This window comes from uncultured Shimia sp. (genome assembly GCF_947498095.1).
GTDB lineage: Bacteria > Pseudomonadota > Alphaproteobacteria > Rhodobacterales > Rhodobacteraceae > Shimia.
On sequence record NZ_CANMJE010000003.1, the window covers coordinates 47,012 to 67,758 of the forward strand.

The window sequence follows — 20,747 nt, forward strand, 5'->3', positions numbered from 1 at the left end:
ACAAGCAGTATTGAGGTTATGTTTCGAAGGCACTTCACACAGCGAAGCTATCTCAGTTTCCGATCCATTACAACGCGAGCCCTCTGTCAGGTGGTATGAACTCCAACCGCCCTAAGAAAAAAGCCACTCACCCGATAGCAGACCTCCAGGCAACACGCCGCATTTGATAAAATGAGATTCTTCCGGCCGTTAGCTGCGGTTTGCGCCAATGTCCGTTTCAGCGGGATGATCTGAGCAGTTTGATGTTTCAGGATGACCATCATCGTAAAGCGCCGCCTGCGTCTCACCATTGTCCCAATGATACAGCAAGCCAATTTCTTCGCCTGTCTCAATACATGTAATGCGGCCGATGGCTTCGGCCGTTGTGCGAGCACTCTCAAATTCGGGCAAAACTAGCCCCTCTCGTTAAACAATTCCTTTGGATCGACGCCGAGAGCATCCGCGATCCGCTCCAGAACATCGATTGATGCCGAATTTTTGGCGAGCTCGATCTCGCTGATATAGCTGCGATCGACTTCCGCAGCTAAGGCTAATTGTTCTTGGCTCAATCCTCTGGAATTTCTTAGATTCCGTACATTTAGCCCTACTCGTTCCCGCAATTTCATGGCCTGTATTCGGCCAGATCACAAGAACTGCTCTACGGAATATATTCCACAAAACGCGCGCGAGCATCACAAATGATGTTCTCGTATATGGTGTGAAGGGGGCTGTTGGAGCTACATTTACAATAATACAGTAATGTAGCAAAAGGCATATATTGATATGTGGTGCAGATCTATCAGGAATTGGTTCTTTGGGGTCGCAATGTCTCTGCTTTCCAGTGTGGCTCCACAGGCGGCAAAAGCCTATCAGGTTGACTGCGCCATTCTGCTTTGCCTGGCTGGTGGGTGGCCCGCGTCAGCAGAATGCGCTCATGCCCGTGCTGTGTTCATCCGTCGGATCACGCCTTGGCCGATTGAGCCACCTCTGCAAATCTGGCGTTGTCCGATGGGTGTTGCGGAGCGCGCGCCTATGCAAAGCACGGCCCCGACAACTTGGGAGGCCAGCAACCAAATCGGCCAGACACTTGGTCACGTCATTCTGGCACAGGTGGTGGAAAGTGGCGCAGACATCGACATCAGCGGCCTAGAATTCGATTTCGTGCGCTCGATCCGCGTCTGGGATGTTCGGCACTACAGCCATCGCGAACGTGGTCGCGACGATGATTGTTCTGAGAGTTACAACATGCGCCTCGGGACCTACGGCACGCGGGGCGAATTCGGCTGGCAACGCACGACACCAGCGGCCGCCCCGCAATGGGTTTTGCCGTCGCGACGCTGTTCGTCATCGAATTGGCGACGAGGCGTCGGCGTTGAATGGGAGGATCACGAAGGCAACCACGGATATGAGTGGGTGGCCTATTAGGGCTATTCCCCGATATCCTTCATGCGTTCAGAGATATCGACCGCAATGCGCTCATACAAGGCTGCTTGCTTGTCTCTGGGAGAGCCGGGCTTCGGGCTTCTTCGGCGGATGCGCTTCGCGAGCCAGAAGAGCAGCCGCGCGGCGGGGTCTTCCAGTTTTTCCGGCACAGGGGCCGGATAATTTTCTTCGAGTAGGGCAACGACCTCAGCATTCATACTGCGGTGGTTGGCCTCAGCCGCGAGGCGTATCCTATCGCGCAGGCCGTCCGGCAGCCGCACGATAAATTTATCCTGATTCTGAGAGCTTTGTTCTGCCATGGTGGCACTGTGCCATAAAAAGCGATTGACGCAATAGTGGCTAAATGCCACTAACGGGATATTGTTTCAACCTGGAGGCGTTTCATGAACAGTCGTAAACCAATGCAACTTCGGCTTCCGCAAGAGCTCAAGGAGTGGATCAAGGCGGAGTCCGATCGCAATGGCAACTCCCAGAATTCTGAGGTGATCCGCGCAATTCGCGCGGCAAAGGACAGGCGCTCCACTCCCGCTTCAATCGGAAATATCAATATAGATCAGGGTGATAATGCGCGTTGTTAACGAGGTGAGAGAGGTGTCGATAAGATGACGAAAGTAAGTGCACAGACGAAAGCGAAACAAGCGGCCTCGGCTTTTATCCGCGAGGCGCGGGAGGCAGGTTGGCAACGCGCGAAGTTCGAGATCAAGCCAGATGGCAGTGTCATCGTCGATGCCAACATGGTCGCGCCAGAGGCAGCTGACGACTTTCTCAACAGTGATCTGAGAATGGGCGAATGACCCGCAAGAGCCTTCCAAAATACGTCTACAATGACAGAGGATACCTTCGGTTCATCCGGCGTTCGCGCGGCATCTCTGTCATGATGCATGAGGAAGCGGGCACTCCGGAATTTTGGGATCATTACAATCGCCTGCTTAAAGGAAAGCCAGCGCCTGCGCCGGTGAAGCGTAACTTTGAGGCCTTAATCCTGAGCTACTACGAGAGCGACGCCTACAAAAAGCTGAAGCCCCGGACGAGATCCGACTATCGGCGGTATATCAGCCACATTCGTGAGATCTGGGCCGAGAAAGACCCGGCCAGAATCGAGACCCATCATATCTACGAATTGCACCGCGCTAATGCGGATCACTGGCGGCAAGCCAATTATCTCGTCCAGGTCATGGTCGTCTTGATGAACCACGCACGATTGATTGGCTTTATTAAGAAGGAGCACGGCAATCCGGCGAAGGGCATTCCGCTTTTCAAGCAGCAGAGCGACGGCTGGGAGCCGTGGCCAGATGATGTTCGCGCCGAGTTCGAAGCGCTGGCTTCAAAGAGGGCGCGGCTGGTTTACGAGCTTTGCGTTGGCACAGGCCAGCGAATTGGCGACGTCGTAAAGATGAAGTGGGCACACTTTTCCGACGAAGGATTCGATTTCACTCAGGGTAAAACCGACAAGCCGCTGTGGATCCCGCTCACTGACCGTCTCAAGGCTCACCTGGACGGGCTCGAGCGAACGGACGGCACGGTCGTGACCGACACCAAGGGCAGGTCGGTCAGCTATCGCATCGTCGCTGAGGAAATGCGCTCCATCAAAAAGAAGATGAAGCACGAGAAGGCGAGTTACTACAAAACGCACGGTCTCAGGAAAAATGCGACGATCGAACTTTATCTGGCTGGATGTGATGACGAAATGGTCAAGGCTGTCACCGGCCACTCAGGCGTTGAGATGCTGAAAAAATACGGCGGGCCGATCCGCCAGAGGGAACTAGCTAGGCGCGCTCAAGAGGCAAGAAATCAAATGGAACGAAGCAAGACCGAAACGTGAAAGTTTCAACACTTGTTTCAAAAAAGGCAGTGAAGGAGATGTGGAATGACGCAAGTCATTGATTTTATTGGAGGCGAGTACCGGAATCGAACCGGTGTACACGGATTTGCAATCCGCTGCGTCACCACTCCGCCAACTCGCCGTCCGTGGTGTTGGCCGGACTTAGCTGATCTGTCGCAGGGCCGCAAGAGGTGAAGCGACGGAAATACCATCGCCGCCCGTTGATGATCCCGAGCTTCTGTGGCAAGACAGTCTGAACCCCGAGTCTGAACGAATGAGTTTAGTTATGACCGACTACACCGCTCTCCGCACGACCATGGTCGACACCCAGGTGCGCCCATCGGATGTCACCAAGTTTACCGTAATCGAAGCAATGCTGAATATTCCTCGCGAAGCCTTTGTGCCACGTGACAAACGCGATGCTGCCTATGTTGGCGAACATGTCGCGATGGGCGGTGGTCGCGTGATTCTGGATCCACGCACTTTGGCCAAGATGCTCGACGCAGTGGACATCCAAAATGACGAGTTGGTCCTCGATATCGGATCAGGGCTGGGATATTCGGCAGCGGTTATTGCCCGCATTGCCGAAGCGGTGGTTGCCGTTGAAGATGATGCCGATCTGGTTGCCGAAGCGCAGTCGACGCTTTCTGAACAAGGTGTAGACAACGTCATTATGCACGAAGCGCCGCTGACCGAAGGGGCGGCGAACCACGGCCCTTACGATGTGATCATGTTGCAAGGTGCGGTTGGTTTCATGCCTGAGAGCATCACATCGCAATTGAAAGAGGGCGGGCGGATTGTTTCGCTTGAAATGGACGGTGCTTTGGGCACAGTGCGTGTTGGATACATGCTGAACGGTGTGTTGAACTGGCGTTTTGCCTTCAATGCGGGGGCTCCGGTTTTGCCGGGCTTCGAAAAGCACCGCGCCTTTACACTGTAACGATTTCTGGCTGGTTTTGGCCCGCACAATCCTTCGGGGGACTCATGGCAAGGCATTTTTTCGACAATATTCGTGCCGGAGCTCTGGCAGTGTCACTTGCGTTTACGATGCCAGCAGCCACATCGGCCGAGAATCTCGCCGATGCGCTTGCTCACGCTTATGAGCATAGCGGACTTCTCGAGCAGAACCGAGCATTGTTGCGGGCGGCAGACGAAAACGTTGCGCAAACCTATGCCAGTCTTCAACCCATCCTGAACTGGTTCGGCTCAGTCGATTACACCTTTGGTAGCAGTCAGGTCAGTTCGATCAGACGCAATCTGGACACAGCGCAAAGCAGCATTGGTCTGTCATTGCAAATCTTGGTGTACGACAACGGACAAAGCAAAGCGTCGCTGGCGGCCTCGAAAGAAACGGTTCTCGCGACACGGCAGGCGTTGATCAACGTCGAGCAACAGGTTCTGTTTGATGCCGTGCAGGCCTATATGGCCGTGATCCGCGATACGCAGATTGTTGAACTGCGCCAAAACAACTTGCGCCTTGTAGAACGTGAACTTCAGGCCGCAAAAGATCGTTTTGAAGTGGGGGAAGTGACCCGGACTGATGTTGCACAGGCCGAAGCCAGCCTTGCAGGTGGGCGTGCGGAACTTGCTGCGGCTCAGGGCGACTTGATGCAATCTCAGGAATTCTATTCGGCGGCAATTGGCCATCGACCGGGCGTGCTGGTCTCGCCGCGTCGACTGCCACAGGTGCCCGCGACGATGGAGCAGGCCAAGGCCGTTGCCATTCGTGGTCATCCAAACATGTTGCGCTCGCAATTGGATATTTCTGCCGCCGAATTTCTTGTATTGGCCGCCGAGGCCGCGATGGGGCCGCGCATCACGCTGGACAGCACTTTGTCGGTAGAAGAAAACTTCAGCAACTCTGACCATAATCACGTCGGTGTTGTTGGGTTGACTTTTAGTGGCCCGATTTATCAGGGGGGGGCGTTGTCCTCGCTCGTGCGTCAAGCGATGGCGCAACGTGATGCAGAACGCGGAAACTTGCATGTGGTGCGCCATACGACTCGCCAAAATGCCGGCAACGCCTGGGCTTCTTTGGCGGCGTCCAAGGCGCAGGTCACGGCCACGGCGCGTCAAGTCGAAGCCGCTCGGATTGCTTTTGAGGGCATTCGCGAAGAATCTAAACTGGGCGCACGGACCACATTGGACGTTTTGATCTCGGAACAACAACTTCTGGACGCAGAGGCGTCGCGCATCACGGCGCAGACCAATCAGATTACCGCGACATTCGCGCTTTTGTCATCCATGGGTCTTATGACGACAGATCACCTGAACCTCAAAGTTCAGCGCTATGATCCCGAAGCCTATTATAATGCTGTCAAAGATGCTCCAGCCGCGCGCAGCGAACGGGGCAAGCAATTGGACAAGGTTTTGCGCTCACTCGGCAAAGAGTGACAATTTTCCCTATCTGTTGTGCGAAAATGCCCGAACGGGTAGACTCTTGCGCCAGCTGGAGTAGTGTTTTCGTATGTCTGATCCTGTGACCAATGTTGAAATCGAAGATGTCCTGACATCGATTCGTCGTCTCGTGTCCGAAAATGGACGCGTCCCCGTTGCCGCGGCCCAAAGTGAGGCTGAGCAACAGGATGAAAAGGCTGGTGATACCGAAGAAGCTGCGTCAGAGCGTCTTGTGCTCACGCCCGCTTTGCGCGTGTCCGAAACCAATGAACACGTGGATGATGACACTGAGGCTGAGGCCCAAATAGACGACGGGCCTTCTTACGAGGCCGAAGACGCTGTTCATACGGAAATAGCCGAAGAGGAAGAGGTCGAGGCCGTTGATTGGGGTGCCGCAGATTCTGATGCCCATGAAGACGAGGCCGGCGAAACGATTGATGATGTTACGCCAGACGAGTCCTTCGATCCTGATGAAGGCATTGCATTGTCAGATGCTCAAGCAATGGACTCGCGTTTGGTTCAATGGGAAAGCATGAGTGCTGCTGAGCAAAGTGGCCCCTACGAACCCGACGAGCCTGGCGATAGTGATTATGCGGGAACCGAGATCGGTGGGTTGACTTGGGTCGGAGTCGGGGCAGAGCCTGTTGAGCCTGCCCAGGAGAACGCCGAGGTGTCAGACACGACGCCTACGGTAGACGACGCAGATGACAGAATGGAAATGCCGACGTTTTTGCGGGCATCAACATTCACCCCTGCGTCCTCAACTGAGCCGGACGAGGTAGTTGCAGCTGACTTGGAACCTGCCGAGGCCGCCGAGGAGTATGCAATAACGAACGCTGACGCAGAAGATGTCTCTGATACGCTGGAAGCAGAGTTTGTCGATGTGTCAGACCTCCCACCAGCCGGTGCGGAAAGTGAAGCGGAGCACGTGGAGACTGTCGAAACTCAGTTCGCAGCCTTCTCTGATCGTGTCGCGGCTGAAGCCGTCAGCTACGCCGAAGAAGAGATCGAAGGCACGGTTGCTCCTGAGTTGGAAAGCCTTGAAGTCGACGAAACCTTGATGCTGGACGAGGCGATGCTGCGCGATCTGGTGAGTGACATCGTACGGCAGGAATTGCAGGGCGCCTTGGGTGAACGGATTACCCGCAACGTGCGCAAACTTGTGCGCCGGGAAATCCATCGTGCGCTGGTCGCACATGAACTGGAATAGGTTTACTTAAAAGTTCGAGCTGCAAAAAGAAAAGGCGTGCCACTGTGGCACGCCATTTTCATTTAATCAGATCGTTTGTTTCGACCTAGGCGGCTTCGGCCTGTTGTGCCGCGTTGCGACGTTCGCTTTCTTCGCGCGACAGCGCGACAGAGGTACGAACACCTTTGCCTACAAATTCCATCAGACCCGAAACAACACGTTCGTTGGGGTCGATGCCAGCACAGCTCAGCACTTCGCGACCATCGCGCGAGCGTGCCCAGCGGGCGATCTGTTCGGGGCCGTTGCCGTATTTCTTGTCATCGGCAATGGCATCATCAAGCGCGGCCAGGACCACTGCAGCAAACAATTTGCGCGCGCGGTTGCCCTGTTCATTGTTAAAAGCCGTTCCATCAACGAAATCTCGCATCTCGTCGTCCTTGTATTATTGCTCTTGTGTTTTCGGCGTGGCGCCCGTTATGACGCCTATTTAATGATTCGGATAGGGCGTAAATGCATAGCACTTATGCAAAATGCGCATATCATTCTGCATGTGCAGCACGATATTGGCCACCTTGCCACCCGTAAGCCTGCCAGATATAGGGTGTGGCAATCTTATATCAACCTTGCATTCATGGTTTTGTCACATGCCAAAAATCAACGGAAATGAAATCCGTCCAGGCAACGTTCTGGAACACAATGATGGCCTTTGGGCCGCGGTCAAAGTTGACCACGTCAAGCCTGGCAAAGGCGGTGCTTTTGCCCAGGTCGAGATGAAAAACTTGCGCAACGGATCGAAACTGAACGAACGGTTCCGCAGTGCCGATAAGGTCGAGCGTGTGCGTCTGGAACAAAAGGATCAGCAATTCCTCTATGAGGATGGCGGTATGCTGGTCTTCATGGACACCGAGACCTATGAGCAAATCCAGCTGCCTGCGGATCTGCTGGGGGATCGCCGCCCGTTCCTGCAGGATGGTATGACCATCGTGGTCGAGTTCTACGAAGAAGAAGCGTTGAACGCGACGGTCCCGCAGAAAGTGACCTGCAAGATTGTCGAGACGGAGCCAGTGGTCAAAGGTCAGACCGCGGCCAATTCGTTCAAGCCTGCATTGCTGGACAATGGTGTGCGCGTGATGGTGCCGCCTTTTGTCGGGCAAGACGAGGACATCATCGTCAATACCGAGACGATGGAATACTCGGAACGCGCTTAAGGCTTGTTGATTTCGCATTACGGCCCGCCATTTGGTGGGCCGTTTGCTTTTTAGGGAAAGAAGTGGCGTCGGACACGCCCTTCGTGGATTACGATGACAACGTGACCTGTGCGTCGCCGGCCCGCATATCTTCTCCGGCTCGGTCGAGACGCAGATAGGCGATGCCGCAACCCCCTGACTGCGTGAACAATGTGCCAATGGTCCGGCCATCCCGAGTGATCTCGGTGCCAACCGGGGCACTGCCCTCGATCTCGACAGCGACCAATCCCTTGCGCAGCTCTGTCTTGTGTTTCATTCGCGCCGTGACTTCCTGACCGACGTAACAGCCTTTACGGAAATCAACACCGTTCAGTCGTTCGAACCCAGATTCCAGAATATAGCTGTCAGGACCAAGTTCGATCCCGGTTTCGGGGATGCAATGAGCCACGCGCAGGGCATCCCAATCATTGGCGTCTTCTGTCTGGGGCGCATCGCGATACGCGCGCCATCCCAGATCAGGGTGTCGTGGATCGGCAAACCCATCTTCCGGAACCGCCCCTGTGCCGCGATGCACGTGTAGCGATGCCTCTGAGATAGTCACGTCTGCACGCAGCTTGTACATGCCCAGCCGTGTTACCAATCCTGGCGCGATATCAGCCGCGACATCCATCAGGATTCCACCATCACTGCGTGACAAAAAGAAGTCGGCCAAGTATTTGCCCTGTGGCGTAAGGATGGCCGCATAGACCAACCCATTCTGCAGGCCAGCGATGTCATTGGTGATCAACCCTTGCAGAAAGTGCTCGGCGTCAGAGCCGGAAATCTCATAAAGTGCGCGCGCTTGGGTCATCTGGGGTCCTGTTCCTGTCTTATTCTCTCATATAGATAGAATGTACCCAAGCAACAGGGCCGAGGACGAAAAATGCGCGCACCGATCTCTGTGGTGATCCCAACTCTAAACGCCGCTGAGGTGCTGCCCACCTGTCTGGGAACCCTGTATGAGGGCGTTCAAGAGGGGCTGATCCGCGAGTTAATCGTCGTTGATGGTGGCTCAACCGACACGACCGTTGAGATGGCGCGTGAGGCCGGGGCCGTGATCGTTGACAGCAAACCCTCGCGCGGTGGTCAACTCAAAACAGGATGCGCCAAGGCGCAAGGTGACTGGCTGTTGGTGGTGCACGCTGACTCTGCCTTGTCCGAAGGTTGGAGCGAAACCGTGCGGTCGCAAATGTCAGGCGGTCAGGCAGCCTATTTTCAACTGCGGTTCAATGCAGTGGGGGTCATGCCTCGCTGGGTTGCCGGGTGGGCCAATCTGCGTTCGCGTTTATTCAGGTTGCCTTATGGCGATCAGGGATTGCTGATTCCTCGGAAACTCTACGAATCTTTCGGCGGCTATCGCGATATTCCCTTGATGGAAGATGTTGCGCTGATACGCGGCCTCAGGCCGCGCCCAAGTGCAATGTCGGCCAGCATCACGACCAGCGCCGACAAGTACCAGAGTCAGGGTTGGCTCCGGCGTGGCACACGCAATCTGTGGACGCTTGTTCGTTATCTTTTAGGAGCAGATCCGGTAGAGCTTGCGGCATCCTACCGCCGATAATCTTTGCTGGTACGACATGGTGCAATGGCTGGCGCCTCAAAGCCTCAATCCAGCGTGGATGTGTTTCAAATCCGTGGCAGCATTTTCAGCAAACGGCCAACAACCGTGCGTTTGCGTTTCGGGGCTTTGCCAGTCTTGGCCTTGACGGCATTCTTCAGGGCTTTTGCCTCGGCAGTCGCACCATCGCTGGCGAACTGCAATCGATGCAGTTCAGCATAAATTCCATCATTCTGGATCAACTCATCATGGCGACCTTCGTCAACGACTTTACCCTTATCCATGACCACAATTTTATCGGCCTCGCGGACCGTGCTGAGCCGGTGTGCGATCACCAGCGTCGTGCGCCCTTTCGACAGGCGTTCCAATGCGGCTTGTACTACGGTTTCGGATTGCGCGTCCAAAGCGCTGGTGGCCTCGTCCAAGAGCAGGATGGGCTTGTCCCGAAGCAGGGCCCGCGCAATCACGACCCTTTGCCGCTGCCCGCCTGACAGGTTTGTGCCGCGTGGCCCGACCTGGGTATCGAGCCCATCGGGAAGTTTGCCGACGAAATCGGAGACATGCGCGGCATCCAGCACCTCTTTTAGGCGCTTGTCTGACACGTCTTCACGGCCCAAGAGGATGTTCTCGCGCAAAGTGTCGTCGAACAAAAGCGCCTCTTGTGACACCACTGAGAACATGTCTCGCAAGTCGGCCAGAGACAGAGCGTTGACAGGCGTGCCCTCGACCATGGCCTTGCCAGATTGTGGATCCACGAGCCGCGTGAGGACATTGAAGACCGTCGATTTACCTGCTCCGGATGAGCCGACGATGGCCGTCGTCTTCCCGGCTTCTGCTGTAAAGCTGGTGCCACGAAGAACCTTGGCGTCGCCATAGGCCAGCTTGACGTTGTCCAGTCGCACCTCGGGCACGCCCTTGGGGGCGGGCTTGGGATTGGGCGGTGATTTTAGGGTGGGTTCTGCCTCGACAATCTCTTGCAGGCGCTCAATGGCGGATGCGGCGACTTGCCAAACACCGCTGAGCGCACCAAGTCGGCGCAACGGCTCAAAAGCGATGGACAGGGCAGTGAAAAAGCTCATGAACTGACCGACGGTTTTTTCGCCCGTAATGATCTCACCACCGCCAAAAACCAGAACCGCCAGAAAACCAAACCCCGCCATAACATCGACCAGACCTGTGAGCGATGCCGCGCCAATACGCACACGCACTTCGGTGCGAACAAGTCGACGGGCCAACTCTCGGAATTTTGAGGATTGGTAGTCTTCAAGACGGTTCAGTTTGACCGGTACAATGCCGTGAAAAACCTCGTCCAATTGGGTTGAAACACCGGCGCCAATGTCTCGCGCCTCGCGGGCGCGGCGGCGCACAAAGCGCTGGGCGATCAAGGACGGCAATACAAGAACCGGGATGCCGATAAAGGCGATCAGGGTCCACTTCCAATCCACGTTGATGGCCACGGCCAAGAGGGCAATCAGCGCAAAGGTATCGCGCCCGGCACCGGTGATCATCGCTGTCCACATACCGTTGATCGATGCTACGTCCGATTGCACCCGCTGGATCAGATATCCGGGGGGATGTGTCTGGTGATACGCGCTGTCCTGATCCATCAATCTGTCCAGCATGCGAATCCGCAAATCGGCAGCAGATTTTTGCTGGATGTAGGTTAGTGTGACTTTCTGGATCAGCCCCGTCGCACCCCGGATCATAAAGATCGCCAGAATGGTCAGACCAACACCCCATAGCGCCACCGGATCCGCTGCCGTAAAGACGTTGTCGAACATCGGCTGCATCATGTAGCTGACAGCGCCCAGCATTGAGCCTTCGACTGCCATGAAAATGATCGCCAAGAACAAATACCATTTGTATTTGCTCAGGAAATTCCGCCAAAGCCACATGAACAGGTATGAATTGTCATGGCTTGGTTTTGAGGAGTCTTTGCTCACGTTTTCGGGCGCCTTGCCTCTGGGTCCGATCGGGCGGACGGTGTGATCCTAGGGGGCAATCTGGGTGCTGCCAGTGTCGGCCACCTTAAGCCCGAACTTCAGGAAATGTCCAGATCCCTGCAGGTGTTGAAAACGGCGCCGACGCGATTGACGTCGCCGGGATTGCGGCTAGTGTTTGCGCTGTTCTACAGGAGTTTTCCATGTCGCTGTCCCAAGGCCGTTCCTATCTTGCCATTCCGGGCCCTTCGGTCATGCCCGAGGCTGTCTTGCGTGCAATGCATCGCGGCGCGCCGAATATCTACGAAGGCGAGCTGATCGAGATGACAGCTGGCATCATGACCGACCTCAAGCGGGTCGCGGGAACAAGCCATGTGGCGACCATCTACATCGGTAATGGCCATGCCGCGTGGGAAGCGGCCCTTTCTAATGTTGTCGGTTCCGGTGATACGGTTCTTGTTCCGGCAACGGGCGCCTTTGGCATCGGCTGGGGTGAAATGGCTGCGGGCTTAGGCGCCGAGGTTCAAACGCTTGATTTTGGCCGCCAAAGCCCAATGGATCTGGATCAGATCGAAGCGGCACTGCGCGCCGACACAGCGCACCGCATCAAAGCCGTACTTGGCGTACATGTCGACACGTCTACCTCGGCCAAATCAGACATTGCAGGATTGCGGGCCGCGATGGATGCGGCCGGACATCCTGCATTGCTGATGGCGGATTGTATCGCCTCGCTGGGCTGCGATCGCTTCGAGATGGACGCTTGGGGCGTCGACGTTATGGTCGCGGCCTCACAAAAAGGTTTGATGGTGCCTCCGGGTTTGGCCTTGGTGTTCTTCAACGATCGTGCTCGAGCGGTACGTGCCGGGATGCACCGCGTGTCACGGTATTGGGATTGGCAACCGCGCACGGACCCGGCCCTCTACTATCAGCATTTTTGCGGCACAGCACCGACTCACCACCTTTATGGATTGCGCGCCGCGTTGGACATGATCTTTGACGAAGGGCTGGAACACGTCTGGGCGCGTCACGAAACACTTGCCCGCGCAATCTGGGCAGCGGTTGATGCCTGGGGCCAAGGCGGTCCGATCACGCTCAACATGGCCAACCCCACCCATCGCAGCCACGCCGTCACATCGCTTAGTATCGGCGCACCGCACGGCACAAAGCTGCGTCGCTGGACACAGGATGAGGCCGGGCTGACGCTGGGCATTGGATTGGGCATGTCGTCTGACGATGACCCAAAGGCCGACGGATTCTTTCGGTTCGGTCATATGGGGCACGTAAATGCCCATATGGTGCTGGGCATGCTATCAACGGTGCAGGCAGGCATGGTGGCCTGCGACATACCCTTTGGCCCCGGTGCACTGGACGCCGCAGCTGCGGTGATCGCACAGGGTTAGATTTTGACCACGTAGTGCAAATATGCTCTGCACAAAGCACTCAAAGGAGACAGACATGACACCGGAACAACGTCTTGAAGACTTGGGGTTGGTTTTGCCTCCAAAGACGCAATTACCCGAGGGGCTGACGCTGCCCTTTGCCTTCGTGAACGTTGTTGGAAACCGAGTTTTGTTCTCGGGCCATCCAAAGACCGGAGATGATGGTGGGCTTGCAGGGCCGTTTGGAACCGTGGGCGCGGATCTGACGACCGAACAGGCCTACGAAGAAGCGCGCGGTATTGCGCTATCCGTGCTGGCCAATATCAAGGCCGAGATCGGAGAGCTGTCGCGTATCACCAATTGGGTGCGTGTCTTTGGCATGGTCACATCCGCTCCCGGTTACAAAGAACAACATGTGGCAATCAATGGTTTCAGCGATGTGGTGATCGACGTGTTCGGGTCTGAGGTCGGGCGCCATGCACGATCTGCCATTGGTGTGGCTGGTCTGCCGCTGGGGTTCGCGATGGAGATCGAAGGAGAGGTGCTGATCCGAGATTGACCCCTCAATCTTCGTGAACTTGCGTGCGTCGCTCAAGCAGTGTGATGGCGTGGTTCAGAGCAATCGAGATCAGCAAGACGGCGGCCAATCCCCAGATCGCCCAAATCAACGTGAGAATCCACAAAAGGTTCACCAGCCCCATGACAAGTGCGGCATTGGTGTAATTCTCAACCCGACGAACCTGACGTGCCATCGCAATCCCTTTCAAAAGGAAAGATAGCGCGGTGGTCTCAAACCGTCAGTTGAAAGATTTGTGAGCACTTCGTGTTAGCCAAGTTCTGCCAAAACAGCGGGCAGAGCTTGGGCCAAAAGCGCTAGGTTGTCTTCTGGCCCACAGCTGACACGAATGCAGCGGTTCTGAGGCGCGACAAACGGCATGCGCACAAACACACCGCGCGATACCAGCCCATCCAGAACGGATTTTGCAAAAGCTCCGTCGCGCCCACAATCGATGGCCACAAAGTTGGTGGCCGAGGGTAGGGTTCTAAAGCCGTTATCGCGGGCGATCTGGCCAATCCTTGCGCGGGCTTGGCTGACTTTTGAACAAGTTTCAGTCAGCCAACTCTGATCTTCTAGGGCCGCCAGGGCCCCGGCCTGTGCGGCACGGTTCATGCCAAAATGGTTGCGGATTTTTTCAAAGTTGCGGATAAGGTCCGTGGCCCCCATTGCATAGCCTACACGCGCACCGGCCATGCCGTAGGCTTTGGAAAATGTGCGCATACGGATCAGCCGCGGGTCCTCGATGTCGACCTCGACAGCCGTGCCCTCGGGGGCAAATTCGACATAGGCTTCGTCCAGAACCAGCAATGTGCCTTCAGGCAAGTCTTCAAGCGCGGCCATGATGCTGACCCCGGAGACCCAGGTGCCCATCGGATTGTCCGGATTGGCAAAATAGACCAGCTTGGCGTCAACTTCGGCAGCCTTGGCGATCAGGGCGGGCAAGCTTTCGTGATCGTCATTGTAAGGCACTTTGTGCAGCACACCGCCGTAGCCAGCGACATGGTAATTGAAGGTCGGGTATGCCCCTTCTGAGGTTACGACAGCATCACCACTTTCAACCACCAAGCGGGCAAGATACCCCAACAGCCCATCAATGCCTTCGCCAACGACAATGTTGGCAGGATCTACGTTGTGAAACCCCGCCAACGCGTGGCGCAGATCGTAGCTTTCGGGATCGCCATACATCCAGATGCCACTCATGGCGTGCTGCATAGCGGCAATGGCCTTTGGGGATGGGCCAAAGATGTTTTCGTTGGCCCCAAGCCGGGCTTTGAAGGGTGCCCCCATGGCGCGTTCCTGCGCTTCGGGGCCGACAAATGGTACGGTTGCGGGCAAAGTCTGGGTGAGGGCGGTATAGCGTGGTCCTGTCATGACGCAAAACTGACCCAAGGTGCAGCGCGGGGCAAGGGTTGAATTGCCTGCTGCGCGATCCTATTTGAGAATCATTCGCAACTATTGAGGAGGTGCCACGATGGCCAACCTCTCACGCCGCGGTTTTATCGCCGCTACTCTGGCCACGGGCTTTGCCCGGACGATTCCCATGGTCGCCAGCCGTACAGGTGGCCGACGCGTTCTGACGTTGGTCTATGACAAGTCTTTGGGCATGATGCGGGCGGTTGAACGGCTTGTGCCCTGACGTCAGGGTTTACGGGGCCGCGACCTTTGGCGAGACTACAGGTAATCTGAGCCACAGGAGCCTGTCCCATGTCCCGCGTTTCCGTCGAAATTGAGAACCACATTGCCCGTGTCACGCTGACCCGAGCTGACAAGATGAACGCGCTGGATGGCGACATGATCGACGCCATCATTGACGCGGGCGAGTCTTTGATTGGCAATGAAGATGTGCGCGTCGTTGTGTTGCAGGGCGAGGGCAAAGCCTTTTGTGCTGGGCTGGATGTGATGAGTTTTGCTGCCATGGCCGCCAGCGATCCTGAAGAAATCGCAATGCCGCGCACGCACGGCGACAGCAACCGTTTTCAGCAGGTTGCGATGGTCTGGCAAAAGGTTCCGGTTCCGGTGATTGCCGCGCTCAAGGGGGTAGCGTTCGGTGGTGGCTTCCAGTTGGCCATGGGCGCAGATATCCGGATTGCCGCCCCAGACACAAAACTGGCGATCATGGAAATGAAATGGGGGCTGATCCCTGACATGGGTGGGATGGCGCTCTTGCCGTCGCTGGCGCGTTCGGACGTTATTCGCAAGTTGACCTATACCGCGCAGCAGATCACTGCCGAACAGGCAGAAGCCTGGGGCCTGGTGACAGAATTGTCTGATGACCCCGAGGCTGCGGCGATGGAGCTGGCCACCGAGATTGCGGGTAAAAGCCCTTCGGCGATCCGTACCGCAAAACGTCTGATTGGTTATGCCGAAGCCAACGCTGGTGACGTGGCAGCGGTCTTGTTGGAAGAGAGCCGCGAACAGGTTGGCTTGATCGGCAAACCGCATCAGGTGGAAGTGATCGGCGCCAATCTTCAGAAACGCGCGCCGGTGTTTAAATAGGCGAGGCTGTGGGGGCGCTGCCCCTCTGGGCCGTTGGCCCATTCACCCCGGAGTATTTTTTCCAATATGAAGGGGCTTAGCGCAGGAATTTGCGGTAGGCTTCGCGCTCCATTTCATAGCGCAGCTGAAGGTCGGCGATTTTGGCCATCAGGTCTTTGCGCGCTGCTGGATCTGTGCAGTCGCGATACGCGGTGCGGGCGGCGTCTAATTCTTCTTTGAGGGCAAACTCGCGAGGCATGACGCCGGCCTCCGCCATGATCCGATGACCGACAGCAGTGGCCGGGTCTTCCAGCGCGTGGCGTTGGAGCAGGGGCTTGCCCTCACCTTCGAGGTTCGAAAGCACGCCCTCGGCTTCTGCATTTTTGATCTGACGTTCGAGCAGGTTTTTGAGCGCAGCAAACATGTCGCTACTTTAGTCTCAGGTAACGTCCCACAACAACGGTCAAAACGGCTCCGGCTCCAAACACGCCCATGGTCAGGTTCGCCGCCATGTGGGTGCCATCATAAAGTGATGAGCTGATCATGGCCGCGAATGACCCGATGATCATCGTGCCGGCCCCCATGACTGAGGCCGCGAACCCGGGCATTTCCTTAGCCGGTTCCATGGCCGCGGCATAAGATGTGGGCAGGATGATCCCAAAGCAAAGGACATAGAGGCACACAACGCCCCAGAACACTTGAAGGGAGGGGGAAATGGCCACTGTCAGCAGATTGACGGCTGCGGCAACCGCCAGCATCACCATGGCCACAGAGCCCACCTGCCGCAGGGAGATCCGTTTTAGCAATTGCCCCGCCAACAGCGCACCGCCGGTGTTGACCAGCGCCGCCAGAGCAAACAGAGCGCCAAAGGCTTCGGGCTCAACGCCATAGACAGTCTCAGTTATGATCGCGCTCACGGCCATTAGCCCGGCATAGCCGCCGAAGGTCAGCCCTCCAGCAATCATCGGGACCAGAAAGCCGCTGTTGGTGAACAGATAGGCTCCTGCCTTGACCAGAAACCCGAAACTAAAACGTTCCGGGCGTCGCTGCCCGCCGGTTTCGGGGAGGACTTTCAGCGTGTAGGCCAGGAACACAAGGCCGAGAATTGTCAGGCTGACAAAAATTGCGCGCCAAGAAAACAATACCAAGAGGCCCGATCCGAGCACAGGGGCAAACATTGTCCCGATGGTGAGAATGGCGCCAAGCACGGTCATCATCCGCGCGGCTTCATTGCCTTCGGCCACGTCGCGAACCATGGCGCGGGCAATCACAGGGGCGCCGCCCATCAAGCCTTGAATAAAACGCGCGGCGATCAGGATTTGAAAAGATGGGGCGAGGGCGCATGCCAGGCTGGCCACGGTAAAACCACTGAGTGACAGGATCAGCGCCCGGCGGCGTCCAAACGCGTCCGAGAACAGGCCCCAGAACAATTGCCCGATCGCGTAGGCGATGAAATAGACCCCGACCAGCATGGCGCCGTAACGGGGATCAACCCCGAAATAGCGCGCCACGACCGCCGTGGTGGGCAGCACGATGTCGACGGACACGGCCGTCAGGGCGGTGATCCCGCCCATAAAGATCACCGTGTCCGTGCGACTGAGCTTGTGCGAGCTCACCCGATTTCTGCCAGCCGTTCAAGCGCGGCTTTCAGTTTGGCTTCTTCTTCTTCGCGGGCTGCAAGGTTGCCACGGGCCTCTTCAACAACGTCTTCAGGGGCTGAGGCCACGAACTTGGCATTGTTCAACCGTCCACGCAGGCCGCCGAGTTCCTTGGCCAGCTTGCCAAGCGTTTTTTCCAACCGGGCTTTTTCTTCACCGACGTCGATGATGTCCGCCAACGGCAGACCAAAGGTGCCGCCCTCAACGGCGACGGTGGCGCAGCCTTTGGGAAATTCAGCGACATCTGTCAGGCTGTCGATACGTGCGAGCTTCAGGATCAATGCCTCGTTGCGCGCCCAGGCGGCTTTGCCGGCTGCGTCCAGTTCAGTGACCAGCATCGGCACTTTCAACCCCGCAGGAACATGCATCTGTTGCCGGGTCGAACGCACGTTCTCGATGACAGAAATCACCCAGTTCATCTCGCGGTCGGCCTCGGGGTTCACCAGATCGCTGCCATAGGTTGGCCAATCACGATGCACCAGCATGCCATCGCGGCTTGCGGTCACGCCCCACAGCTCTTCGGTGACAAACGGCATGATCGGGTGCAACAGGATCAGGCATTGATCCAGCACCCAGCCCATCGTGGCGCGGGTTTCGGCCAACACGGCCGCATCGTCGCTGTTCAACAGCGGTTTGGAGAATTCCACATACCAATCGCAGACCTTGCCCCAGACAAAGGCATAAAGCGCATTGGCAGCATCGTTGAAGCGATAGGCCTCAAGCGCTGCGTCCACCTCTTCGCGCACCTTGGCGGTTTCACCGATGATCCATTGGTTCACTGTGGCAGTCGCGTCGGGGGCGCCTGCCGCAGGTGCGCCGCCCTCGTAAACTTCGTTCATCTCGGCAAAGCGCACGGCGTTCCAGATTTTGGTGCCGAAGTTGCGATAGCCTTTGATGCGTTCCATGTCGAGCTTCAGTACACCGCCCAGAGCGGCCATCGCCGCCGAGGAAAAACGCAGCGCGTCGGCGCCGTATTCGTCAATGATGTCGAGCGGGTCCATGACGTTGCCGGTGGATTTTGACATCTTCTTTCCCTTGGCGTCGCGCACGAGACCATGCAGGTATACTGTGTCGAACGGGATCTGATCTACGACAGCCAGCTGCATCATCATCATCCGCGCAACCCAGAAGAACAGAATGTCCTGCCCAGTCACAAGGTCCGACGTCGGGAAGTATTTCTGCAACTCCGGTGTGTCTTCTGGCCAACCCAGCGTGCCGATGGGCCAGAGACCGGAAGAGAACCACGTGTCGAGCACGTCGGGGTCGCGCCAGACGGGGTAAACCAGTTTGGTCGGATCCTGAGATACTTCGTACGCTGCCAGAGATGCCGCGAATTTCTGCACTGCTTCGTTGCGGTCTGCGACCTCGACCACAGTGGCGTTGTTAAGGGGCGTCGGCAGGCGCGCTTCGTCATCGGCAAAACGGGTTTTCACGTCGTCAAAGGAGGCGGCGCAGTGGTGGGTCTCATCGCCAACAACAAGTTGCTGGTCCGCAAGCAGGCGGCCGATTTCGACCAGATCAAGAACACCGTCGCCTTCGTCGTCATATACGCCGGGCGCCTTAAGGTTCAAACCATACCAAACTGGAATCTGGTGTCCCCACCACAGCTGGCGCGAGATACACCAGGGCTCGATGTTCTCCAGCCAGTGGAAATACACTTTCTCACCGCTCTCGGGCAGGATTTTCACGGTGCCATCACGCACGGCATCCAGTGCCGGGCCCACAATCTTGTCAGCGTCGACAAACCATTGGTCCGTCAGCATCGGTTCAATGACAACCTTGGAACGGTCACCAAAGGGCTGCATCACGGGTTTGTTTTCAACAAATGGTTCCATCACAGAGACGTCTTCGCCGCTTTCCGGATCGGTCTTGGTCACGGCGCGCATCACGGCCAGACCCTCGGAGGTGATCTGCTGTACCACCCGTTCGCGCGCGTCAAAGCGATCCAATCCGCGCAGTTCGTCAGGGATCAGGTTCACGGCGTCGGCTTCGTTCTCAGACAGGATGCGTTCGCCCTTGGCCACGGACATCGCCAATGTGGCAGCGTCGGCATAAGGCTCACCGTCGGCCCGCATGTGGCCTTTGGTGTCCATCAGGCGGTACATCGGGATGCCGCCGCGTTTGGCGACCTGATAGTCGTTGAAGTCATGCGCACCGGTAATCTTCACAGCACCCGAGCCAAAGTCTTTGTCTGGGTATTCGTCGGTAATAATCGGGATCAGGCGGCGATGCTCTTTCGGACCCACGGGGATCTCGCACAGCTTGCCAACGATGGGCGCGTAACGCTCGTCCGAAGGGTGTACTGCCACCGCACCGTCGCCCAGCATGGTTTCGGGGCGGGTGGTGGCGATCGAAATGTAGTCCCGCTCTTCTTCCAGAGTGACGTTGCCATCTTCATCCTTCTCGACATAGGTATAGGTCGCGCCACCTGCGAGCGGGTACTTGAAGTGCCACATGTGGCCGGCGACTTCGATGTTCTCAACCTCGAGATCTGAAATCGCGGTTTCAAAATGCGGGTCCCAGTTCACCAACCGCTTGCCGCGGTAGATGAAGCCCTTGTTGTACATATCGACAAAGACCTTGAGCACGGCGTCGTGGAAGTTGCCGCCTGCCACGTCTTCGGGCGCACCCGGCGCGCCGGACATGGTAAAGGCCTCGCGCGACCAGTCGCAGGAGGCGCCAAGGCGTTTCAGCTGGTTGACGATGGTGCCGCCGGACTCGGCCTTCCATTCCCAGACTTTCTCAAGGAACTTTTCGCGGCCCAACTCGCGGCGCGAGGGCTGCTGGGTTTCGGCCAGTTTGCGTTCCACAACCATTTGCGTGGCAATCCCTGCGTGGTCGGTGCCAGGTTGCCAGAGTGTGTCGAATCCCTGCATCCGCTTCCAGCGCATCAGGATATCCTGCAGCGTGTTGTTGAACGCGTGACCCATGTGCAGAACGCCCGTGACGTTTGGCGGAGGGATCATGATGCAATAGGTGCTGGCACCCGGTTTCGCATTTGCGCCTGCGGTAAAGCAGCCAGCCTTTTCCCAAGCCGCATAAAGCCGGCCTTCGGCCTCGGCTGCATCAAAGGTTTTTTCCATCGCCATCGGTCATGATCCTGCGTTCGTCAACGTGTTTGA

At 56.9% G+C, this 20,747-nt stretch carries 24 protein-coding genes and 1 tRNA gene; 13 read left to right on the plus strand and 12 right to left on the minus strand.

The genetic code is table 11. The annotated features are described in order from the left end of the window. Positions 1 to 189: 189 nt before the first annotated feature. Positions 190 to 390 (minus strand): hypothetical protein, encoded by a 201-nt coding sequence (locus Q0932_RS06555; protein WP_282094140.1) that lies wholly within the window; start codon positions 388 to 390, stop codon positions 190 to 192. A gap of 2 nt (positions 391 to 392) precedes the next feature. Beyond that, positions 393 to 605, minus strand: a complete 213-nt coding sequence (locus tag Q0932_RS06560; RefSeq protein ID WP_035262737.1) for a helix-turn-helix transcriptional regulator — start codon at positions 603 to 605, stop codon at positions 393 to 395. A gap of 199 nt (positions 606 to 804) precedes the next feature. On the opposite strand from Q0932_RS06560, the gene Q0932_RS06565 reads away from it, so the two are divergent. Then, a complete protein-coding gene (locus Q0932_RS06565) occupies positions 805 to 1,404 on the plus strand; it encodes a hypothetical protein (RefSeq protein WP_282094139.1) in 600 nt (199 codons plus the stop codon). 2 nt (positions 1,405 to 1,406) lie between these two features. Here Q0932_RS06565 and Q0932_RS06570 read toward each other — a convergent pair whose 3' ends face one another. Further along, positions 1,407 to 1,721 carry an Arc family DNA-binding protein gene (locus tag Q0932_RS06570; RefSeq protein WP_058289260.1) on the minus strand — a complete coding sequence of 105 codons (315 nt, stop codon included), beginning with the start codon at positions 1,719 to 1,721 and terminating at the stop codon, positions 1,407 to 1,409. An 84-nt stretch (positions 1,722 to 1,805) separates the two neighbouring features. On the opposite strand from Q0932_RS06570, the gene Q0932_RS06575 reads away from it, so the two are divergent. From Q0932_RS06575 to Q0932_RS06585, 3 genes are read left to right on the plus strand one after another with little or no spacing between them, the layout of a single operon-like run. After that, entirely contained in the window at positions 1,806 to 2,000 is a 195-nt protein-coding gene (locus Q0932_RS06575; protein ID WP_170695082.1) for an Arc family DNA-binding protein, read from the plus strand. Between the two features lie 24 nt (positions 2,001 to 2,024). Further along, positions 2,025 to 2,216, plus strand: coding sequence for a hypothetical protein (locus Q0932_RS06580; RefSeq protein ID WP_058291186.1), 192 nt, complete (start codon positions 2,025 to 2,027; stop codon positions 2,214 to 2,216). Further along, entirely contained in the window at positions 2,213 to 3,244 is a 1,032-nt protein-coding gene (locus Q0932_RS06585) for a tyrosine-type recombinase/integrase (protein WP_282094138.1), read from the plus strand. The genes Q0932_RS06580 and Q0932_RS06585 overlap by 4 nt, the downstream gene beginning before the upstream one ends. Before the next feature lie 68 nt (positions 3,245 to 3,312). On the opposite strand, the gene Q0932_RS06590 is transcribed toward Q0932_RS06585, so the two are convergent. Continuing rightward, positions 3,313 to 3,386: transfer RNA gene (locus tag Q0932_RS06590), tRNA-Cys, on the minus strand. 144 nt (positions 3,387 to 3,530) lie between these two features. On the opposite strand from Q0932_RS06590, the gene Q0932_RS06595 reads away from it, so the two are divergent. From Q0932_RS06595 to Q0932_RS06605, 3 genes are all read left to right on the plus strand, one after another. Beyond that, entirely contained in the window at positions 3,531 to 4,184 is a 654-nt protein-coding gene (locus Q0932_RS06595) for a protein-L-isoaspartate O-methyltransferase (RefSeq protein WP_299350702.1), read from the plus strand. A 44-nt stretch (positions 4,185 to 4,228) separates the two neighbouring features. Beyond that, positions 4,229 to 5,638, plus strand: a complete 1,410-nt coding sequence (locus tag Q0932_RS06600; RefSeq protein ID WP_299350704.1) for a TolC family outer membrane protein — start codon at positions 4,229 to 4,231, stop codon at positions 5,636 to 5,638. Between the two features lie 73 nt (positions 5,639 to 5,711). After that, on the plus strand, positions 5,712 to 6,851 hold the full coding sequence (locus Q0932_RS06605) for a hypothetical protein (protein WP_299350706.1): 1,140 nt from the start codon (positions 5,712 to 5,714) through the stop codon (positions 6,849 to 6,851). An 85-nt stretch (positions 6,852 to 6,936) separates the two neighbouring features. Here Q0932_RS06605 and Q0932_RS06610 read toward each other — a convergent pair whose 3' ends face one another. Continuing rightward, a complete protein-coding gene (locus Q0932_RS06610) occupies positions 6,937 to 7,257 on the minus strand; it encodes a DUF6280 family protein (protein WP_127115558.1) in 321 nt (106 codons plus the stop codon). Positions 7,258 to 7,474: 217 nt separating this feature from the next. On the opposite strand from Q0932_RS06610, the gene efp reads away from it, so the two are divergent. Beyond that, the gene (gene efp, locus Q0932_RS06615) at positions 7,475 to 8,038 is read left to right on the plus strand and encodes an elongation factor P (protein ID WP_299350710.1); all 564 of its coding nucleotides are present in this window, start codon (positions 7,475 to 7,477) and stop codon (positions 8,036 to 8,038) included. Positions 8,039 to 8,126: 88 nt separating this feature from the next. Here the strand turns inward: efp and Q0932_RS06620 are convergent, their stop codons facing one another. Beyond that, positions 8,127 to 8,867: a folate-binding protein gene (locus Q0932_RS06620; RefSeq protein ID WP_299350711.1), complete on the minus strand. Its 741-nt coding sequence runs from the start codon at positions 8,865 to 8,867 to the stop codon at positions 8,127 to 8,129. Positions 8,868 to 8,939: 72 nt separating this feature from the next. Here Q0932_RS06620 and Q0932_RS06625 point away from each other — a divergent pair, with 72 nt between their 5' ends. After that, entirely contained in the window at positions 8,940 to 9,617 is a 678-nt protein-coding gene (locus Q0932_RS06625) for a TIGR04283 family arsenosugar biosynthesis glycosyltransferase (RefSeq protein ID WP_299350713.1), read from the plus strand. 65 nt (positions 9,618 to 9,682) lie between these two features. On the opposite strand, the gene Q0932_RS06630 is transcribed toward Q0932_RS06625, so the two are convergent. Further along, the gene (locus Q0932_RS06630) at positions 9,683 to 11,509 is read right to left on the minus strand and encodes an ABC transporter ATP-binding protein (protein WP_299351446.1); all 1,827 of its coding nucleotides are present in this window, start codon (positions 11,507 to 11,509) and stop codon (positions 9,683 to 9,685) included. A 248-nt stretch (positions 11,510 to 11,757) separates the two neighbouring features. Between Q0932_RS06630 and Q0932_RS06635 the strand changes: the two genes are divergently transcribed. Beyond that, the gene (locus tag Q0932_RS06635) at positions 11,758 to 12,954 is read left to right on the plus strand and encodes an aminotransferase class V-fold PLP-dependent enzyme (RefSeq protein ID WP_299350715.1); all 1,197 of its coding nucleotides are present in this window, start codon (positions 11,758 to 11,760) and stop codon (positions 12,952 to 12,954) included. 55 nt (positions 12,955 to 13,009) lie between these two features. Further along, on the plus strand, positions 13,010 to 13,492 hold the full coding sequence (locus Q0932_RS06640; protein WP_299350717.1) for a RidA family protein: 483 nt from the start codon (positions 13,010 to 13,012) through the stop codon (positions 13,490 to 13,492). A gap of 4 nt (positions 13,493 to 13,496) precedes the next feature. Here the strand turns inward: Q0932_RS06640 and Q0932_RS06645 are convergent, their stop codons facing one another. Together Q0932_RS06645 and Q0932_RS06650 are read right to left on the minus strand one after the other, a co-directional pair. Beyond that, entirely contained in the window at positions 13,497 to 13,685 is a 189-nt protein-coding gene (locus tag Q0932_RS06645) for a histidinol phosphate aminotransferase (RefSeq protein WP_299350719.1), read from the minus strand. 74 nt (positions 13,686 to 13,759) lie between these two features. Further along, entirely contained in the window at positions 13,760 to 14,863 is a 1,104-nt protein-coding gene (locus Q0932_RS06650) for a pyridoxal phosphate-dependent aminotransferase (RefSeq protein ID WP_299350721.1), read from the minus strand. 100 nt (positions 14,864 to 14,963) lie between these two features. Here Q0932_RS06650 and Q0932_RS06655 point away from each other — a divergent pair, with 100 nt between their 5' ends. Beyond that, complete coding sequence (locus tag Q0932_RS06655) at positions 14,964 to 15,128, plus strand: Tat pathway signal protein (RefSeq protein ID WP_299350723.1); 165 nt, start codon at positions 14,964 to 14,966, stop codon at positions 15,126 to 15,128. Positions 15,129 to 15,196: 68 nt separating this feature from the next. Beyond that, positions 15,197 to 15,988, plus strand: coding sequence for a crotonase/enoyl-CoA hydratase family protein (locus Q0932_RS06660; protein WP_299350725.1), 792 nt, complete (start codon positions 15,197 to 15,199; stop codon positions 15,986 to 15,988). 76 nt (positions 15,989 to 16,064) lie between these two features. Here the strand turns inward: Q0932_RS06660 and Q0932_RS06665 are convergent, their stop codons facing one another. The 3 genes from Q0932_RS06665 to Q0932_RS06675 are packed head-to-tail and all read right to left on the minus strand — an operon-like array spanning position 16,065 to position 20,714. Further along, on the minus strand, positions 16,065 to 16,391 hold the full coding sequence (locus Q0932_RS06665; protein ID WP_299350727.1) for a DUF1992 domain-containing protein: 327 nt from the start codon (positions 16,389 to 16,391) through the stop codon (positions 16,065 to 16,067). A 4-nt stretch (positions 16,392 to 16,395) separates the two neighbouring features. Continuing rightward, positions 16,396 to 17,583, minus strand: coding sequence for an MFS transporter (locus Q0932_RS06670; protein WP_299350729.1), 1,188 nt, complete (start codon positions 17,581 to 17,583; stop codon positions 16,396 to 16,398). Beyond that, positions 17,580 to 20,714 (minus strand): valine--tRNA ligase, encoded by a 3,135-nt coding sequence (locus tag Q0932_RS06675; protein WP_299350731.1) that lies wholly within the window; start codon positions 20,712 to 20,714, stop codon positions 17,580 to 17,582. Before Q0932_RS06675 ends, Q0932_RS06670 begins: the two co-directional genes overlap by 4 nt. Positions 20,715 to 20,747: the final 33 nt, after the last annotated feature.

Excerpts from the sequence above, each read along its gene's own strand:
- Q0932_RS06560 (WP_035262737.1), bottom strand. The coding sequence starts at position 605 with ATGAAATTGCGGGAACGAGTAGGGCTAAATGTACGGAATCTAAGAAAT.
- Q0932_RS06565 (WP_282094139.1), top strand. The coding sequence starts at position 805 with ATGTCTCTGCTTTCCAGTGTGGCTCCACAGGCGGCAAAAGCCTATCAG.
- Q0932_RS06570 (WP_058289260.1), bottom strand. The coding sequence starts at position 1,721 with ATGGCAGAACAAAGCTCTCAGAATCAGGATAAATTTATCGTGCGGCTG.
- Q0932_RS06575 (WP_170695082.1), top strand. The coding sequence starts at position 1,806 with ATGAACAGTCGTAAACCAATGCAACTTCGGCTTCCGCAAGAGCTCAAG.
- Q0932_RS06580 (WP_058291186.1), top strand. The coding sequence starts at position 2,025 with ATGACGAAAGTAAGTGCACAGACGAAAGCGAAACAAGCGGCCTCGGCT.
- Q0932_RS06585 (WP_282094138.1), top strand. The coding sequence starts at position 2,213 with ATGACCCGCAAGAGCCTTCCAAAATACGTCTACAATGACAGAGGATAC.
- Q0932_RS06595 (WP_299350702.1), top strand. The coding sequence starts at position 3,531 with ATGACCGACTACACCGCTCTCCGCACGACCATGGTCGACACCCAGGTG.
- Q0932_RS06600 (WP_299350704.1), top strand. The coding sequence starts at position 4,229 with ATGGCAAGGCATTTTTTCGACAATATTCGTGCCGGAGCTCTGGCAGTG.
- Q0932_RS06605 (WP_299350706.1), top strand. The coding sequence starts at position 5,712 with ATGTCTGATCCTGTGACCAATGTTGAAATCGAAGATGTCCTGACATCG.
- Q0932_RS06610 (WP_127115558.1), bottom strand. The coding sequence starts at position 7,257 with ATGCGAGATTTCGTTGATGGAACGGCTTTTAACAATGAACAGGGCAAC.
- efp (WP_299350710.1), top strand. The coding sequence starts at position 7,475 with ATGCCAAAAATCAACGGAAATGAAATCCGTCCAGGCAACGTTCTGGAA.
- Q0932_RS06620 (WP_299350711.1), bottom strand. The coding sequence starts at position 8,867 with ATGACCCAAGCGCGCGCACTTTATGAGATTTCCGGCTCTGACGCCGAG.
- Q0932_RS06625 (WP_299350713.1), top strand. The coding sequence starts at position 8,940 with ATGCGCGCACCGATCTCTGTGGTGATCCCAACTCTAAACGCCGCTGAG.
- Q0932_RS06630 (WP_299351446.1), bottom strand. The coding sequence starts at position 11,509 with ATGTGGCTTTGGCGGAATTTCCTGAGCAAATACAAATGGTATTTGTTC.
- Q0932_RS06635 (WP_299350715.1), top strand. The coding sequence starts at position 11,758 with ATGTCGCTGTCCCAAGGCCGTTCCTATCTTGCCATTCCGGGCCCTTCG.
- Q0932_RS06640 (WP_299350717.1), top strand. The coding sequence starts at position 13,010 with ATGACACCGGAACAACGTCTTGAAGACTTGGGGTTGGTTTTGCCTCCA.
- Q0932_RS06645 (WP_299350719.1), bottom strand. The coding sequence starts at position 13,685 with ATGGCACGTCAGGTTCGTCGGGTTGAGAATTACACCAATGCCGCACTT.
- Q0932_RS06650 (WP_299350721.1), bottom strand. The coding sequence starts at position 14,863 with ATGACAGGACCACGCTATACCGCCCTCACCCAGACTTTGCCCGCAACC.
- Q0932_RS06655 (WP_299350723.1), top strand. The coding sequence starts at position 14,964 with ATGGCCAACCTCTCACGCCGCGGTTTTATCGCCGCTACTCTGGCCACG.
- Q0932_RS06660 (WP_299350725.1), top strand. The coding sequence starts at position 15,197 with ATGTCCCGCGTTTCCGTCGAAATTGAGAACCACATTGCCCGTGTCACG.
- Q0932_RS06665 (WP_299350727.1), bottom strand. The coding sequence starts at position 16,391 with ATGTTTGCTGCGCTCAAAAACCTGCTCGAACGTCAGATCAAAAATGCA.
- Q0932_RS06675 (WP_299350731.1), bottom strand. The coding sequence starts at position 20,714 with ATGGCGATGGAAAAAACCTTTGATGCAGCCGAGGCCGAAGGCCGGCTT.